Genomic DNA, 19483 nt, shown 5'->3' with positions numbered 1-19483 from the left:
TTTTTACCTAAAAAAATGTAGGGTATGTATTTATAGTCAAAAAAAATAATTCATAATTTATTAAGAATGAAGATATCAAAATTAGCATTTGTTTTGTTTGGACTTTTACTTTTAGGAAGTTGTAAATCGGCTTTAGAGAAAAAGACTTGGAAAGAAGGAATTTTAGTAGATCAGTTTGTTTACGATAAAGCGCCTTATCCGTCTTGTCATGCGATTACAATTGTCGAAGCTACAAATGGTGATTTAGTTGCTTCTTGGTTTGGAGGAACTCACGAAAGAAATCCTGATGTTTGTATCTACGTAGCTATTAAACCAAAAGGAAGTGACACTTGGAACGAAGGCGTAAAAGTTGCTGACGGTGTTATGAAAGAAGGACCGAGATTACCAACTTGGAATCCGGTTTTATATCAAATCCCAGGTGGCGATTTAATGTTATTCTACAAAATAGGCCCAAAACCATCGGAATGGTGGGGCGTAATCAGAACTTCATCTGACGGCGGAAAAACCTGGTCTGAAGCTCAAAAAATGCCAGACGGTTTCTTAGGTCCAATCAAAAACAAACCAGTTTTATTAAGCAACGGAACTTTATTATGTCCGTCAAGTATTGAAGGCGACGGCTGGAGACTTCGTATGGAATCTACTCCAGATTTCGGGAAAACTTGGGTTATGGGAGATACACTTCCTAGAGGAAAACAAAAAATCAATGCGATTCAGCCAAGTATTTTATTTCATAAAGACGGAAGTATTCAGGCGATTGGAAGAACGAGAAACAGAGCAATTTTCAGCACCTTCTCTAAAGATAACGGAAAAACTTGGTCAGCTGTTGAGTTAATCGGACTTCCAAATAACAACTCAGGAACTGATGCCGTAACACTTAAAGACGGAAGACATTTATTGGTTTACAATCATGTACTTCCTCCAGGAAAAGAAGCAAAAGGGCCAAGAACACCTTTAAATGTTTCGGTTTCTAAAGACGGAATCAATTGGAATGCCGCTTTGGTTTTAGAAGATTCAAAAATCAGTCAATATTCTTATCCATCGATGATTCAAAGTTCAGACGGAATGGTTCATATTGTATATACTTGGAGAAGAGAAAAACTGAAATATGTGAAAATAGATCCAAGTAAATTGGTGGCGCTTCCAATCAAAAACGGAATCTGGCCAGGCGAAGAAGGAAAAGTGGTTACAGCAGTAAAAGCTGAAGAAGAATAAAAAAATATAAAGCCACAGATTAAAAGGATTAAAATGATTTTTTATTCTAGTTAATCTCTAAAATCTGCTCAATCTGCGAGAATAAAATTTTCCCGCAGATTGAGCAGATCGAGCAGATTTTTAATCCAAATAATCCTTTAATCTGTGGCAGAAAAAAATATAAGAATGAAATCTAAAAAACATCTATTAATTGCATTGCTTGTTGTGATGTCAACAACATTTAACAGCTGTGCAACGGCTCAGTCTTCCAAAAAACAAAAATATAAAGTTGCGGTTTGTGATTGGATGATTTTAAAAAGACAAAAATTAGGTTCTTTTGCTTTAGCAAGTGAAATAAAAGCTGACGGAATTGAGCTAGACATGGGAGGTTTAGGAAACCGTCCGACTTTTGACAGCAAACTAGGTGATCCTGTAGAAAGACAAAAATTCTTAGATAAATCGAAAGAAACTGGCGTTGGAATCAGTTCGATTGCGATGTCTGGATTTTATGCACAATCTTTTGCCACAAGAGAAATTACACCCATGATTGCAGATTGTATTCAAGCCATGAAAAACATGAACGTAAAAGTGGCGTATCTTCCATTAGGAACACAAACAGACTTGGTTAAAAATCCAGAATTGCGTCCAGAAGTGATTAAAAGACTGCGATGGGCAGGAAAAGAAGTGGGTAAAATAGGTGGCGTTATCGCAATCGAAACTTCGTTGAGTGCTACAGAAGAGAAAAAACTTTTAGATGAAGTCGGTTCAAAATACATTAAAAGTTCATTTAATTTTGCCAATGCGGTTGATAATGGCAGAGATATTTCATCAGAATTGAAAATCTTAGGAAAAAAATATTTAGCGCAAATTCACGCTTCAAACACCGATCAGTTCTGGTTAGAAAATGACAAAGCAATCGACATGCCGAAAATAAAACAGACTTTGGATGAAATGAAATGGAGTGGATGGCTGATTGTAGAACGTTCTCGTGATGTAACACAAGTTCATAATGTAAAAGCCAATTATGGTGCTAACGTAGCCTATTTAAAACGCATTTTTCAGAATTAAAATAAAAAATCTGCCTAATCTGCCTAATCTGCGTGAAAAAAAAATCAGCACGCAGATTTTACAGATTCAGCAGATTAATCACGACTATAATTTGCGAAAATTTGCGCAATTTGTGGTCAAAAAACAACGATACAATGAAATATTTACAATTACTCTTTTTAGGTTTCTTCGTCACTTTCGCGACAGCACAGAATATCACAATTGTAAGTGATGCAAGTTCTCCGCGAGCACAATTCGGAGCCGAAAAACTATCAGAAACACTTTCATCAAAAGGTTTCAAAGTAACTTCTGTCAATAAATTCAAAAACTCAAAAGACCAGCTAATTGTCATTGGCGAAAAAGGAACCGATTTTTGGAAACAAAATGCAAAAAGCGCCAAAATCGACGATAGCAAACTGACTAAAAAAGAAGGCTTCCAAATCCGCACTCAAAAAAATATCATTTACATTGAAGGAACAGATGCTTCTGGAGCATTATACGGAGCATTAGAACTAACAGACCAAATTAAAAACTCAGGAAAACTTCCGTCAGAAATCAATATTGACGACAGCCCCGAAATGGTCTTGAGAGGCGCCTGCATCGGAATGCAGAAACCCGTTTATCTTCCTGGACGTGACGTTTACGAATATCCTTATACGCCCGAAACTTTTCCTTGGTTTTACGATAAAAAACTATGGGTAAAGTATTTGGATATGCTGGTTGAAAACAGAATGAATTCCCTGTATTTATGGAACGGACATCCTTTTGCATCTTTAGTGAAATTAAAAGACTATCCGTTTGCGGTAGAAGTCAGCGATGAAGATTTCAAAAAGAACGAAGAAATCTATAAATTCCTGACCGTTGAAGCCAACAAACGTGGAATCTGGGTCATTCAGATGTTTTATAACATTATTGTTTCCAAACCATTTGCAGAACATTTCAACATAAAAACGCAGGACCGTTCACGTCCAATTACGCCACTGCTTTCAGATTATACCAGAAAATCTATTGCTGCTTTTATCGAAAAATACCCAAATGTTGGCTTAATGGTTTGTTTGGGAGAAGCAATCAATACCGTTGATGACGATGTCGAATGGTTTACCAAAACGATTATTCCGGGCGTTCGCGATGGTTTGCAGGCATTAGGAAAAACAGAAGAACCACCGATTATCCTTCGTTCTCACGATACAGACGGGCCTTTGGTAATGGAAAAATCACTTCCGTTATACAAAAACCTTTATACAGAAAGCAAATATACAGGAGAATCGCTGACGACTTACACGCCGGGCGGTCCTTGGGGAGAAACGCATAAACAGCTGAGTGCTCTTAAATCAATTCATATTGAAAACGTCCATATTTTGGCCAACTTAGAACCTTTCAGATACGGTTCGCCCGATTTTATCCAAAAAACCGTAAAAGCCATGCACAGCGTTCACGGTGCCAATGCACTGCATTTATATCCTCAGGCTTCTTATTGGGATTGGCCGTATTCAGCCGATAAAACCAAAACTGGCGAGCGTTTATTAGAAATGGACCGCGATTGGATTTGGTACAAAGCCTGGGCAAGATATGCTTGGGACAGCAAAAGAGACCGTAACGAAGAAGTTCAATTTTGGGATAAAGATTTGGCTTCGAAATACGGAACCAATCAGGAAGCAGCCAACAAAATCTTAAAAGCCTACGAAGAAACAGGAGAAATTGCCCCAAAAACATTAAGACGTTTCGGAATTACAGAAGGAAACCGTCAGACCTTATTATTAGGAATGTTCGAAAGTCAATTGGTAAATCCGTCAAAATGGCGCGTTTATCCTGGATTCCACGAATCTTGCGGGCCAGCAGGCGAATTGCTTTTAGAATATGCCAAAAAAGAATGGAACAAAGAACCGCATTCAGGCGAATTGCCAACACAGATTATTGCCGAAATCACAGAACACGGAAGACTGGCCGTTGAAGCCATTGACAAAGCCGAAGCCAGCATAACCAAAGACAAAGAAGAATTTGCACGCCTTAAAAATGACATGCATGCCTATAAGGCTTTCGCCGATTTCTTCTCAGAAAAAGTAAAAGCAGCCCTGTTGGTTTTAAGATACAGTTATTCAAACGACATTTCGGATTTAGACAAAGCGATGCCACATTTGGAGAAAAGCATCGAGCATTATGAATTATTGGTAAACCTGACAAAAGATACCTATTATTATGCGAACAGTATGCAGACCGCGCAACGCCGAATTCCGATTGGAGGCGACGACGGAAACAATAAAACTTGGGCTGAATTGTTACCGCATTACGAACGTGAATTAGCTAATTTCAAAAGAAATTTAGAAAAGCTAAAAGCCTCAAAAGACGGCAAAATCGAAACCAAAGAAGGAAAACCTTGGAAAACCTCCGAAGTAACTTTTATCGACGAAAAACCGGGTACCTATCTAGTAAAAACAGGAACAAAAGTGTACGGAACAGACATTTCTGAATTAACTAAAATCGCTCCAGAGCTTCAAAACCTGAAAGGATTTACTTTCGCAGAAAACGACCAAAACGAAAAAGGAACCCATTTGAAGTTTAGAAACACAAAAGCAGTTAAATTAGTGGTCGGTTATTTCAATTCCGACCAAAAAAGATTTTTATTGCCGCCAAGTTTAGAAACAGATGCAGCAGGAAATGCGCACGGTCAGGCCGAAGTAATTCTGGCAAGCGCCATGAATTTAAAGGATTTACCACGTGTAAACATTCATACCTATACTTTCCAGCCGGGCGAGAATAAATTAGATTTAGGAAAAGGAAAAGTATTGATTTTAGGTTTTATCGATGCAGATCAAACCATAACACCACGTGATGTGGGATATATTGATGCAGGAGAAAAAGCAGCTATTGACTGGTTGTTTTATTAATAATTTACTGCGTCAGTTCGCTATCGCTCGTGTGGGCGTGCCCCTCCGGGTCGGGCTTTCGGCTATATTTCCGATTAACAAAAACTACGGCTAAAAAGCCTTGTTTTTCTAAATCGGGAGATACCGCCTCAATCCATCACGCGAATGTAAGCAAAGTTAAACCTGACGGGTTTTCAAAACCCGTCAGGTTTGCTAAAAGTATAAACACAATCTTGTCATTTCGACCGAAGGGAGAAATCACACTAGAAATTCCGTTCAGAAATTCGCCAATCTTTGTCGAGTTCCGCGTGTGATTTCTCCCTTCGGTCGAAATGACAAGAATGCGTAAAATAAAAACTTAAACAACCTTATAATCACTTATATGGTTTAGAAAATATGAATAGAATAGTTTTTTTTATTTTTTGTTTTTTTTCAAGTCTTTGCTTTGTTTGGAGTCAGAGCAAAGGTTCAGTTCGTAAAGAAATTTCGCTGAATTCATCTTGGGAGACCGTAATCTTGGATAATCTTCCGCTGAAAGAAGAAGATTTTGTAGAAAATCCAAAAACTGATTCCAATTGGCAAAAGGTAAGTGTGCCTCACAATTGGGATCAGTATTATGGTTTTAGAAGAACAAAACATGGAAATTTACACGGTACCGCTTGGTACAAAAAAACATTAAAACTCGACAAAACTAACGTAGGGAAAAAGCTTTTCTTGTTTTTTGAAGGCGTTAGTTCTTACGCGACTGTTTGGGTAAACGGCAAAAAAGTGGGCGAACACAAAGGTGGTCGTACCACTTTTACGCTTGATATTACCAAAGCAGTTTCTTTAGAAAAAGAAAATCAAATTTTAGTAAAAGCTTCGCATCCTTCTTTTATTGCCGATTTGCCTTGGGTTTGCGGAGGCTGTTCTGGCGAATGGGGATTTTCAGAAGGTTCTCAGCCAATGGGGATTTTCAGACCCGTTACTTTAGTTGTTACAAATGATGTGAGAATTCAGCCTTTTGGTGTTCATATCTGGAATGATAAATCGGTTTCTAAACAAAAAGCGATTCTTCATAGTACAACTGAAATCAAGAATTACGCGACCTCACCGCGAAATTTGACAATCGAAAATGTTCTTTTTGATGCTTCAGGAAAGAAAGTTGTCATTACAAAAACCGACAACAAAATTAATTCTGGAGAAACTAAAGAAATAGCACAGACGCTTCCTGAGATTATAAATCCAAAATTATGGTCACCATCGAATCCGAATTTGTATAAATTGGTTACTTCAGTTTACGAAAATGGAAAAATAATTGATCAGTTGACAACGTCTTACGGAATTCGTTGGGTAAGCTGGCCAGTTAGTCGTGATGGAAAAGACAATCGTTTTTTTATCAATGATGAACCTGTTTTTATAAATGGAGTCTGCGAATACGAACATTTGATTGGAAAAAGCCATTCGTTTTCAGACGAAATGATTCATTCCAGAATCGAACAAATCAAAGCAGGCGGATTTAATGCGTTTAGAGAAGCACATCAGCCTCATAATTTATTATATCAAAAAGAATTGGACGAAAACGGAATTCTGTTTTGGAGTCAGTTTTCGGCACATATTTGGTACGATACGCCAGAATTCAAAGAAAACTTTAAAACATTATTACGAGAATGGATTAAAGAACGCAGAAACAGTCCATCAGTTGTAATGTGGGGATTGCAGAATGAAAGCACGATTCCAAAAGAATTTGCTGAAGAATGCACGCAGATTATTCGTGAAATGGATCCGTTATCAGCTTCGCAAAGAATTGTAACGACTTGCAACGGCGGAGAAGGAACAGATTGGAATGTCGTTCAGAACTGGTCAGGAACGTATGGCGGAGATCCGCTAAAATACCATCTGGAGATGACTACTCAGTTATTAAACGGAGAATACGGCGCATGGCGTTCTACCGATTTACATACCGAGGGCGAGTTTGACCAAAAAGGGACTTTAAGCGAAAATCGTTTTTCTCAATTAATGGAAATTAAAGTTAGAGAAGCCGAATCGGTTAAAGATAAAATTGCGGGACAGTTTAACTGGCTTTTTGCTTCGCATGAAAATCCAGGACGCGTGCAAAACGGAGAAGGTTTTAGAGATATTGACAAAGTTGGTCCAGTAAACTACAAAGGTCTTTTTACGATTTGGGGCGAACCTTTGGATGCGTTTTATATGTATCGAGCAAATTATGTTTCGAACAAAGCCAATCCGATGGTTTATATCGTTTCGCATACTTGGCCAAGCCGTTGGGAAAAGCCAGGAATCAAAAACGGAATCGATATTTATTCGAATTGCGACGAAGTAGAATTGTTTAATGACGTCAATAAATCTTCTTTAGGAAAATTAAAAAATCCAGGAATCGGACAGCATTTTCAGTTTAATAATGTCAATATTCAATATAATGTTTTGTTTGCAGTTGGTTATGTAAACGGAAAAGCGGTTGCGAAAGATTATATTGTTTTAAATAATCTTCCGAATGCACCAAATTTCGATGCTTTAACTACAGAAAAAACCGATATTACAAAAGCTAAAAGTGGTTACAATTACATTTACAGAGTTAATTGCGGAGGTTCTGAATTGACAGATTCAGCGGGAAATACTTGGTTAACTGATACACACAAAAACGGAAAAAACACTTGGGGTTCACTTTCATGGACTGATAATTTTGAAAAACTCCCTGATTTTTTCGCCAGCCAAAGAAAAACTTTCGACCCAATAAACGGGACAAAAGATCCGGAGTTATTTCAAAGTTTTAGATATGGTGCTGACAAATTACGCTATGAATTTCCTGCACCAAACGGAGAATATTTGGTAGAATTGTATTTTACAGAACCTTGGTATGGAACTGGCGGAGGCTTAGACTGCAAAGGCTGGCGTTTGTTTGATGTTGCTATCAATGAAAATGTAGTTTTAAAAGATTTTGATATTTGGGCAGAAGCTGGCCATGATAATGCTTTGAAGAAAACATTCAAAGTAAAAAGCACAAACGGAAAAATTGTGATTTTGTTCCCGAATGTAAAAGCTTCGCAAGCGATTATTTCTGCGATTGCGATTGCGACAAAAGATATTCATGCAAGACCAGCAGCCGAATCTTCAAAAAACATTCAAAATCTGGTTTTAGATTCTTATGATAAAACCAACAAAGTAGCTTCATGGCTGGATATTAATTCAAAACAATATTCAGATTCTGATGTTGTTTTTACCGAATTGCCTTCGGAAATTTTTGGAGCAGATTATTTACAGTTTTCAAGTAATTCTAAAAACAAAGGTTCGTTTACAGCTAAAGAAGAATCGACTGTTTATGTTTTTGTTGACAGTAAAATCAAAGTATTAAATTGGCTTTCGGATTATAAAAAAATAGAAGAAAAAGCGAAGAACAGCAACGGGATTTTATTTGATATTTTTATTAAAAAAGTAAAGAAAGACGAGAAAGTTCTTTTTGATAATTCTGAAACAATTTCTACAATTGCTGTCGTTCCAACTTATGATATGGGCGAAAAAGACGATTCGAGACCTGTCGTAATCATCGAAGCCGAAAAGACAAAAACAACTGGAGACGGAATCGAAAAAGGAAATTTCAAAAAAGCTGATTATATCGAGTTTACAAAAAAGACAAACAATAGCATTGAGTTTGAAGTTAAACCAGGAGTTGCAGGAATCTATCTAATGCGTTTCCGTTTTATGAACAGAAATGAAACTCCTATGAAAGTGAAATTCAAAATGGAAGATGCCTATGGAATTTTAATGCGAAATGATATGATTGAGTTTCCTTCTTCGACAGAAAAATGGAAGATTTTGAATACAACATCAGGAGGATATATTAATGCAGGAACCTATAAAATTACATTGGAAGGTGATGATTTGAAAGGATTGTTGTTGGATAATTTTGAGTTTCAATAACTAGTTATTTGCCACGAAGACGCAAAGACGCAAAGGTTTTTACTGTAGAGACGCACTGCAGTGCGTCTACGTTCCAATTGTCCATCCAGTTTGTCATTTCGAGGAACGAGAAATCACACGCGGGATTCTACAAAGATTGGAAATAACTGTACGGAGTTTCTAGTGTGATTTCTCCCTTCGGTCGAAATGACAAAAAGATATTTAGATTAGAATAAAAAACATATTTATGATTAAACATAAAAACATACTTCAAAAAATTACAATTGTCTTATTGTTTTCAGTATCAATTTTTGCACAAAAGCAAGCCAGAATTGTCGAGGATTTCAATAAAAACTGGAACTTCAAATTAGGAGATTATCCCGAAGCAATAAATGTCAATTTCAACGCTTCTGACTGGAGAACGCTTCAATTAGCGCACGATTGGAGTATTGAAGGCGCTTTCGATAAAGATAATAAGACTAAGCAAGCACAAGGATTTTTACCGGCTGGAAAGGCCTGGTATCGTAAAGTTTTTACTGTTCCAAGTAATTGGAAAAACAAAACAGTTTCGATTGAATTTGATGGTGTTTTTAAGAATAGTGAAGTTTTCATTAATGGAAAATCATTAGGAATTCGCCCGAATGGTTATATTTCTTTTGGATATGATTTATCGCAATATTTGAACTTCGGAAAAGAAAATGTAATTGCCGTAAAAGTGGATAACGATGCACAGCCCAATTCGAGATGGTACACAGGTTCTGGAATTTATAGAAATGTGAGATTGGTTGCCAGTGAAAAACTGCATGTTGGAAAATGGGGAACTTTTGTAACAACGCCAGAAGTTTCAACAGAGAAATCAAAAGTACATTTAGAAGTTACTGTTGATAATGACAATGCTTCTTCAAAAGAATTTAAACTGGTTACTTCGATTGTAAATTCAGATAATGTTGAAGTTGCCAATTTTGCTTCCACAGAGAAAATTGGAGCTAAAACATCTGAGAAAAAGACTCATAACTTAGAAGTAAAACAGCCTAAATTATGGAGTCCTGAAAATCCTTATTTGTATAAAGTCATTACCAAAGTTTACGAGAAATCGAAGTTGGTTGACAATTATGAGACACCACTTGGGTTTAGATATTTCAGTTTTGATTCAGAGAAAGGATTTTCATTAAATGGTGTTCCAACCAAAATATACGGAGTTTGCTTGCATCACGATAACGGCGCTTTGGGAGCGGTAGAAAACATTCACGCTGTTAGAAGAAAACTAACATTGATGAAAGAGATGGGAGCTAACGCAATCAGAATGTCTCATAACCCGCATTCTTTGGAAATGATGCAATTGTGCGACGAAATGGGATTCATTGTTCAGGACGAAGCTTTTGATGTTTGGAAAAAGAAAAAAGTAACCAATGATTACCACAAAGATTGGGATGCTTGGCATAAACAAGATTTAGAAGATTTTATCAAAAGAGACCGTAATTATCCATCGGTTATGATGTGGAGTATTGGTAACGAAATCAGAGAACAATTTGATTCGACTGGAATTGCGATTACAAGAGAATTGACTAAAATTGTAAAGTCGTTAGATACAACACGTCCCGTAACTTCGGCTTTGACCGAAAATGTAATAGAGAAAAACTTTATTTATCAATCTGGAGCTTTGGATCTTTTGGGTTTCAATTACAAACATGAAGATTATAAAGATTTTCCAACTAAATTCAAAGGACAAAAAATCTTGGCTTCAGAAAGTGTTTCGGCTTTAGAAACTCGCGGACATTATGACCAGTCAGATGTTATTAAAGCTTGGCCGACAAAATACGGAGCTCCTTTTGATGGAAATGCCGATTGGACAGTTTCGGCTTACGATCAGGTGAAGTCGTATTGGGGTGCAACACACGAAGAAAACTGGAAAACTATCAAAAGTCAGGATTTTATGGCTGGAACTTTTATCTGGACAGGTTTCGATTATATCGGAGAACCAGATCCGTATCCGTTTCCTGCGAGAAGTTCGTATTTCGGAATTGTTGATTTAGCTGGACTTCCAAAAGATGTATATTATATGTACCAAAGTGAATGGTCGAAAAAAACGGTTCTACATATTTTACCGCATTGGAACTGGACAAAAGATCAAGAGATTAATATTTGGGCGTATTACAATAATGCTGATGAAGTAGAATTATTCTTAAACGGAAAATCGCTTGGCAAGAAATCAAAACAAAATGATGATCTGCATATTTCATGGAAAGTGAAATTTGAACCGGGAACTTTAAAAGCTGTTTCCAGAAAGAACGGAAAAGTAGTTTTAGAAAAGGAAATCCACACAGCAGGAGAAGCTTCTAAAATTGATTTAAAAGCGGAAAAAACGGCCATTAAAAACGATACTTACGATTTGGTTTACGTAACCGTTTCAATGTTGGACAAAGACGGAAACTTAGTGCCAAATGCCATGGATTTAATTAATTTTGAAGTAACTGGAGGAGGAAAATTAGTAGGAGTTGATAATGGATATCAAGCCAATTTGGAATCGTTTAAAGTGAATTCTTGTAAATTGTTTAATGGAAAATGTGTTGTTATTATTCAGTCGAATGGAAAGAAAGAAAATATTCAGTTGAAAGCTACTACTGCTGGTTTGCAAGCTTCAGTTATTGATGTAAAAGTGAATTAAATTTGTCTCTCGCAAAGATTCAAAATTTCGAACCATATAAGTTATATAAGACAATTTAAGTTTTGACTTGATTTTTCTTAAATAACTTAGGTAGTTTATTTTTTTTTTCTTTCTTAATTATCATTATAGGCATATAAAAAAAGCTATTCAAGTTTAATGAATAGCTTTTTTAGTTTTGTTTTGGTACCGAAATTAATGTACTGCAAATCGTAGCTTTATACCGTACGAAACGAGTCTTACATCATGTACAAACTGAGAATCTAAAGCACTGTTGTATTGCAACTGAACCGGAAGTTCGGGACTGTATTGTACAACAGGTTTGTTTGAACCTTTATCGTAAATGTTGTTTAGACCGTAATCGAGATATGCACCAATATAAAAAGCACTGTGTTTACCGATAAGCTGTTTTAAACCGGTTTCGAAAGTAAAAGAATAAGAAATCTCTGTTTCCAAATCCTGTTTTCCGATATCTACATTGTTTTTACTAAAGAATCCAGCAAATTCAGGAGAGAACAATTCTACATTATATTGCGGGTAATAACCGCTTGTAGTCAGATTTTGCATTGTAGTAGTATAACATCCGTTTACTGCAAATCCGATTTTTGCCCCTGCGGCTACATATAATTTAGAAGTTCCCGGTGTTTCAAATTGAATATTAAGCGGGATATTAATATAACCCAGATTTTGTTCTTCTCTGAAATTGGTAGTTCTGTATCTAAATTGGAATGCTTCGTTTTCACTATCTACAGTATTATAACTTCCGTTTAAAGCTGTAGATGTAAAATCTGAAGAATAGCTTTGGTATTCGACTCCAATCCCTAGACTTAGTCCTTCATTTAGATAATAAGAATAACGAAGTCCTGCATTAAAACCATTTCCGGCAACATAGCCTCCTGAATATTTCATAAATGAAAATGGTCCGCCTGCTGAAATTGAAAATTCTTGCTTGATATCCTGTCCATAACTGTTAAAACTTCCGGTTAAGAGTGTGGCTATAACAGCGAGTGATGTTATGTATTTTTTCATCTTAAGATTTTATTATGCCGGTATTATTCTAAAATAATACCGGCAGGTTTTTTTTATTTCACAATTACTTTGAATGATTTTTTCACATTTGGAGTTTCAAGTACAACAAGGTACATGTTACCATCACTTGTTTGTGGTAATTGTATTTCAGTTCTTACTGATGAAGATTGAACTGTTTTTACTAATTGACCCGTCACAGAATAAAGACTGATTTGCATTTTTTCCAATTCTTCTGATGGGAAATCAGCTTCAACAGTGATTATTTTTCCAGACTGGATTGGATTTGGATAAAGCTTAGCCTGAAGAGTCTGAGTTAAAGTAATCTGAGCCGAACAAGTTTGTAAAACTTTACCGTCTTTGGTAGTCATTTTTACCATGTAACTAGCGCTAGGATCCAATACATTACCGATAGTTTCTCCAGCTGAGTAGTATTGTCCTGTACCAATTAACTGCCCGTTTTTAAACCATTGGTAAGCAGTAAATTCATAACCTCCATTAGTTTGCGGATTATTGTTTACGATTAGTACATTGTTAAATTTAACTTGTACAATGTCATAAAATCCAAATGGTTTTTCTACTGTAATTGTATAATTAGCAGACAAACTTCCATCTTCTGAAGTGATATTTACATTTTGAGTATAGATTCCTGGTTTTGGAGTCTGAATTGTAAAATTAGCTGAAGGCGTAATTGTCGCATTTGACTCATTTACAATAGATACATTCGGATTAGTTTCGCCACAAGCCAATAATTTAGTTATTGTTTTTGGAGGGTTTTCGTAAACCGTTGTTCCGATTACAATTCTTTTAACATCAATATTGTTGTTTAAGATTACTAATAATTGAGAAACATCTGTTGCTTGAAGGTAATTGTTGTTTCCTGCCTGATGTGCTGTAATTAATACTTCTCCTGATCTGGTCATAGTAACTTGTCCAGTTGGTGTAACAGTTGCAGGCGGAAGTGCAGAGTCATAAGTGTAAGTATATGTTACAGGAAGCCCTGAACTTGCTGTTGCTGTTAGATTAAAAGTATTATTAGCTCCCAATGTTTTAGTTGGAATAGCTCCAAACGTAATTTGCTGAGCAGCTTTGTTGATTACAAGATTTGCAGTAAGAACAATTGGTGAGCAATTTGGCGATGTTACAGCAGGTGTTATAGTTGCTGTAATAGTATATGTTCCTGCGTTTGTTGATCCATTATTTGACGAATAAGATGCAGTCGCTCCAGCTGGTAGGTTAGCTACTTGAATTGAATGCGGATTTCCGTCATAAGTAAAGCTGGCATTGCTAAAAGTTACTACATTGATAGGAGACACAAGTACTTTTACAGTTTGAAGCTGCGTTGTTGTATTTCCGTTGCCATCATCGTATTTCCAAGTAATGGTATAAGTTCCAGGCGTGTTGTAGGTTAAAGGATCTGTTGTAGTTCCGTTTATTGTTCCAACACAATTATCTATGGCTGTCGGAATAGCAATTTGAGATGCTAGAACACCACAATAATCAGTAATCTCTGGTAATACTGCTACAGTAGGAACTGGTGCAGTTACATCAGGAGTTGTGATTATAGTTACAGTTTGAGTTGTGAAACATCCATTTGCATCTGTTATCGTTGCTGTGTAAGTACCAGGAGCCAATCCTGTTGCAGTTGCAGCCGTTCCGCCAGATGGAGCCCAAACATAAGTATAAGCGCCAGTTCCTCCAGTAGCACTTACTGTTGCAGTTCCGTCACTAGCTCCAATACAAGAGACATCTGTTTTAACTGATGATGCAGTAAGGAGTAAAGGTTGTGTGATAGTTACAGTTTGTATAGCACTACACGCGTTAGCATCTGTAATAGTGACTGTATAAGTTCCTGCTTGAAGTCCGCTTGCAGTAGCTGCAGTTCCTCCAGTTGGAGCCCATGAATAAGAGTAAGTTCCTGTTCCTCCTGTAACATTTACAGTTGCAGAACCGTTTGATCCACCATTACAAGAAACATTAGTTTGAGTTACAGTTGTTACAAATGGGTCTGGTTGACTGATAGTAAAACTTTGTGTTTTTTGACATAAGTTAGCATCAGTCACAGTTACGGTATAAGTTCCTGCTGCCAATCCTGTTGCAGTATTAGTGTTTCCTCCAGTCGGAGCCCAAGCATAAGAATAGCCTCCTGTTCCTCCTGAAACATTTACAGTTGCAGAACCATTTGATCCACTATTACAAGAAACATTAGTTTGAGATGATATAATAGTAATAGCATTTGGTTGCGTGATTGTAAAGTTTTTCACAATTGAACATCCATTACCAGCTGTAATAGTTACAGAATAATTACCAGCTGTTAGTCCTGTTGCAGTATCGGCAGTTCCTCCTGATGGAGCCCAAGCATAAGTAAAAGGACCCGCTGCCCCAGAAGGAATAACTGTTGCAGAACCTGTGTTTGTTCCGTTACATAATACATCAGTTTGTGCTGTTGTAGCAACTAATGTATTAGTAGTTGTAATAGTAAAGTTTCTAGTTATTGTACAGCCATTATTATCTGTTACAATTGCAGAATAGTTTCCAGCAGTTAATCCTGTTGCAGTTGCAGTAGTTTGTCCATCTGACCATAAATAAGTGTATGGAGATGTTCCGCCAGAAGCTATAACTCCAGCTTCACCTGGTGTACTACAAGTAGCATTTATTTGATATGTTGCTGCTGTCAATGCCGATGGCTGAGTAATTGTAAAATTTCTAGTAGTAAAACATCCGTTACTATCTGTAATTAAAACACTATAATTGCCTGCAGAAAGGCCTGTAGCTGTAGCACCAGTTCCTCCTGATGGAGACCATACATATGTATAAGTTCCTGCTCCTCCTGAAGGAGTCACTGTAGCTGATCCTGTAGAAGTGCCATTACAAAGAACATTAGTTTGCGATTGTGTAGCAGTAAGCGATGTTGGTTGCGTAATTGTAAAACTTTGTATTGCTTGGCAATTGTTAGCGTCAGTTACGGTTACTGTATAAGTACCTGCTTGAAGTCCGGTTGCGGTAGCTGCATTCCCTCCAGTTGGAGACCAAGAATAAGTGCGAGAACCTGTTCCGCCAGTTACGCTTACAGTAGCGGTACCATTAGTTCCTCCATTACAAGATACATTAGTTTGAGACCCCAAACTCGCTACAAGAGCTGCTGGTTGTGTAATGGTAAAACTTTGTGTAGTTTGACATAAATTAGCATCTGTAACTGTAACTACATATGTACCGGCTGATAAGCCAGTTGCAGTTGCAGTAGATCCTCCACTTGGAGCCCAAGAATAAGTACGAGCACCAGTTCCTCCGGTTACGTTTACTGTAGCGGTACCATTTGCTCCTCCATTACAAGAGACATTATTAACAGTACCAGCAGTGGCTGTAAGTGCATTTGTTGGTTCTGTTATAGTAAAAGATTGTGTAGTTTGACATAAATTAGCATCTGTAACTGTAACAACGTATGTACCGGCTGCTAATCCTGTTGCAGTAGCTGCGGTTCCACCAGAAGGTGCCCAAGAATAAGTGTAACCTCCAGTTCCTCCTGTAACGTTTACAGTTGCAGATCCTGTTGAATCACCTTTACATTTTACATTCGTAGTTGTTCCTGCTGATGCTGTTAATGCTAACGCTGGTTCCGTTATAGTAAAAGATTGTGTTTCTTGACAGTTATTAGCATCTGTAATGGTTACAGTATAGGTTCCCGCAGTAAGGCCTGAAGCTGTGGCTGCAGTACCACCAGATGGTGCCCATGAATAAGTATAGGATGGAGTACCTCCAGTGACTGTTACGCTTGCTGATCCCGTTGCTGTTCCGCGACATAAAATATTAGTCTGAGATGGCGTAGGAGTTATAGGAGTGGCTGGCTGTGTAATTGTAAAACTTTGTGTAGTATTACAACCATAATCATCCGTAACTGTAACGGTATAGTTACCTGCGGTAAGTCCTGTTGCAGTAGGATTAGTTCCTCCATATGGTGCCCATGAATACGTATAAATTGGTGTTCCTCCACTTACAGTAACTGTTGCGGTACCATTTGCACCACCATAACAGCTTACGTTGTTAACTGTTCCCGCCGAAGCTGTAAGTAAAGGAGGTTCTGAAATTGTAAAATTCAATACTCTCTCACATAAAATAGCATCTCTTATAGTTACACTGTAGTTACCAGCAGGTAAATTGCTAATTGAAGAAGTTGTTGCTCCATTTGACCATGAATAGGTATAAGCTCCTATACCGCCAGTTGGTGAAACAAAAAGTGAACCCGTATTAGTGCCATGACATGCAATGTTAGTTTGACTTGACGTTGTTTGTATTGTAGATATTCGTAACGTTGCAGCAGTACTAACTGCCAATGGAGTACAGCTTCCTGTAGCTACAACACGATATTGATAATTATTTAGGGCAGAAGTAGCTCCTGTTATAGTAAGGGTTGCAGTAGTTGCTCCTGAGTAAACACCTCCGTTTGCGATACTGCTAAATCCTAACCCTTGATTTACCTGCCATTGATACCCTGTAGCATTCGTAGCAGTAGCCGTAAATGTTGCATTTGAATTATTGCAAATAGAGCTGTCAGATGGATTTGCAGTAATAGCCGGAGCAGAATTTACTGTTAATGTTACACTATTTGTAACAGCATCAGGAGTACATCCGCCAGATAAAACGGCTCTATAAGTATAATTGTTCATTCCTGCAGTAGCTCCTGTAATGCTTAGCGTTCCAGTAGTAGCTCCCGAATATGTTGAGTTGTTTACAATATCTACATAACCACTGCCATCGTTTACCTGCCATTTGTACCCAGTAGTATTAGCCGCAATAACAAGTATAGAAGTATTAGCTCCTGCACAAATTGGGCTTGTAGTTGGTTGTGTCACTATTGATGGAGATGGATTAATCGTAAGAGCGGCATTATTAGAATTTACAGAAGGACATGAGCCCGAAATTACAACTCTGTATAGATAACCATTAAATGACATTGTAGCACTTGTGATATTCAGTATATTAGTAGTAGCTCCTGAATACACAGAGTTGTTTGTAATATCTACAAAACCTGCTCCCTGGTTTACTTGCCACTGATATCCAGTAGCATTTGAAGCAGTTACAGAAAAACTAGTATTTCCACCATCACAAATCGATGCAGCAGCAGGTTGAGATGTAACATTAACCCCATTTGCAGTTCCTGATACGGCCACATTTTGTGTTGTTATTCCTGTTGAAGAAACAGTAATATCTCCTGATGGGCTTCCCGTAGCTGTTGATGCTAAACGAACATAAATAGTTCGAAGAGCTACATTGCCAGAAGAAGGAGTAAAAATGATATTATTACTATATGGCCCTGAACTATTTGTAGATATTTCAAAACCAGTAGGTGCTGAAACATTCAATGTTGCAGTTAAACCACCAGCTTGCAATGTAAAACTTTGTGCAGTAGAAGGACCTCCACAACTCGCAAAACCGCTTAAAGTGTTTGTTGATACAATAGATCCACCAGGTTGTGTAATAGTTACAGTTTGGGTTATTGTACATCCTCCAAGTCCATTAGGAGTACTGTCGGTAATTGTTACTGTGTAAGTACCAGCAGTAAGATTGGTTGCTGTAGCGCCCGTTCCCCCAGAAGGTGACCAAGAGTAAAAATAGGGAGAAGTACCATTAGTAACAGATAGGGTAGCTGAACCATTAGTACCACCATAAGTGCTTACGTTGCTTTGTGATTGTACAGAGGAGGCTAGAAGTACAGGTACATTTAAGGTTGCCGCTGTAGAAGTTACAGAACCTGAACCGCCTACTACACAACGATATTGATAATTATTCATTGTAGAGGTAGCTCCGGTTATGGTTAGTGTAGCTGTAGTTGCTCCAGCATAAGGCGCTACATTAGTTAAATCAACAAAACCACTACCATCTCCTGTATTTACTTGCCATTGGTAATTTGTAGCCCCAGTAGCAACTACCGAAAATGACGTATTACTTCCTGAACATACTACTCTACTTGAAGGATTTGTAGTAATTGCTGTAGGTGTACTCAAAAAAGGTTTGGCTGTTGGTAAAGTTTGACTAGCTGCTGCAAGCCCCCAGTTTGCCTGATTCATTACAGCAGTTCTAATTTCTGCTGCTGTGCTTAGCGGTGAATTAAGAGTATTATTAAATCGACCTGATAAAGCTACTATAGTACCAGTACCACCAAGGGGACCTGTATAAAAAGCACTGGTGCCTCCAACAAGGCCTCCAGCTCCAGTTTTTAATGTAGATGTATTTGCACCCAGTGCACAGGTAGAGTCCCAAGACGCAGTTGTAGTTCCTGCTGGGCAAACATAAAAATGTAATCCGGAAATAAAGACTACGCCAGCATCAGAAGGTTCACCAGAACCGCCCTGAAAGGCATAGATTTGATCTCCAGGACCATTTAATGTGAGTCCGTTTGTCATAGTCCCATTGTTTGTGCTAAGGGTACTATTTGGAACTAAAGTAGCAGTCGTTTTATCGTAGGTGTAAGTGTTTAACCCTTGTATATATACTTCCGTACCTTCTGTAATTGTTCCTGTGGTTACCCATGTAACGGTTCCTTCCGTACTACCTGCAGTCCACCATGTACCAGTAGTGCCATATCCTCTGTCGGTAAAACGGATTGTTGTGCCGGGAGCGAGAGTCCTAAGACAGACAAAACTAAAAGTGTCTCCTTGTGCGGGCGCAAAGGTTGTGTCATACCCCGTAAACAGAAGGTCTCCTGCCACGAGGGTCGTTTGGGAGTTACTTAAGTAACTCTGCAAAAATATCCCCAGAAAAAGGGCGATATTTAAGAATTTTTTAATTTGTGAGTAAA

General features: G+C 37.7%; 7 protein-coding genes. 5 read left to right on the top strand and 2 right to left on the bottom strand.

The window, feature by feature from the left end; translation table 11 throughout:
* Positions 1 to 66 precede the first annotated feature (66 nt).
* The 5 genes from ACFFLS_RS13135 (at position 67) to ACFFLS_RS13115 (ending at position 11664) form a co-directional block, all read left to right on the top strand.
* Positions 67 to 1212: a sialidase family protein gene (locus ACFFLS_RS13135; RefSeq protein WP_379682035.1), complete on the top strand. Its 1146-nt coding sequence runs from the start codon at positions 67 to 69 to the stop codon at positions 1210 to 1212.
* Between the two features lie 165 nt (positions 1213 to 1377).
* Complete coding sequence (locus ACFFLS_RS13130) at positions 1378 to 2259, top strand: sugar phosphate isomerase/epimerase family protein (RefSeq protein WP_379682034.1); 882 nt, start codon at positions 1378 to 1380, stop codon at positions 2257 to 2259.
* A gap of 134 nt (positions 2260 to 2393) precedes the next feature.
* On the top strand, positions 2394 to 5123 hold the full coding sequence (locus ACFFLS_RS13125; RefSeq protein WP_379682033.1) for an alpha-d-galacturonidase: 2730 nt from the start codon (positions 2394 to 2396) through the stop codon (positions 5121 to 5123).
* A 375-nt stretch (positions 5124 to 5498) separates the two neighbouring features.
* Positions 5499 to 9020, top strand: coding sequence for a malectin domain-containing carbohydrate-binding protein (locus ACFFLS_RS13120; RefSeq protein ID WP_379682032.1), 3522 nt, complete (start codon positions 5499 to 5501; stop codon positions 9018 to 9020).
* 226 nt (positions 9021 to 9246) lie between these two features.
* Positions 9247 to 11664: a glycoside hydrolase family 2 TIM barrel-domain containing protein gene (locus ACFFLS_RS13115; RefSeq protein WP_379682031.1), complete on the top strand. Its 2418-nt coding sequence runs from the start codon at positions 9247 to 9249 to the stop codon at positions 11662 to 11664.
* A 192-nt stretch (positions 11665 to 11856) separates the two neighbouring features.
* Here the strand turns inward: ACFFLS_RS13115 and ACFFLS_RS13110 are convergent, their stop codons facing one another.
* Together ACFFLS_RS13110 and ACFFLS_RS13105 are read right to left on the bottom strand one after the other, a co-directional pair.
* Positions 11857 to 12690 (bottom strand): porin family protein, encoded by an 834-nt coding sequence (locus ACFFLS_RS13110; RefSeq protein WP_379682030.1) that lies wholly within the window; start codon positions 12688 to 12690, stop codon positions 11857 to 11859.
* Positions 12691 to 12743: 53 nt separating this feature from the next.
* On the bottom strand, positions 12744 to 19394 hold the full coding sequence (locus tag ACFFLS_RS13105) for a T9SS type A sorting domain-containing protein (RefSeq protein ID WP_379682029.1): 6651 nt from the start codon (positions 19392 to 19394) through the stop codon (positions 12744 to 12746).
* Between the last annotated feature and the right edge of the window lie 89 nt (positions 19395 to 19483).

It is taken from the genome of Flavobacterium procerum (assembly GCF_042431625.1).
Classification (GTDB): Bacteria; Bacteroidota; Bacteroidia; order Flavobacteriales; family Flavobacteriaceae; genus Flavobacterium; species Flavobacterium procerum.
The sequence above is the reverse complement of the archived record's forward strand: the minus strand, read 5'-3'. Positions and strand labels throughout refer to the sequence as shown.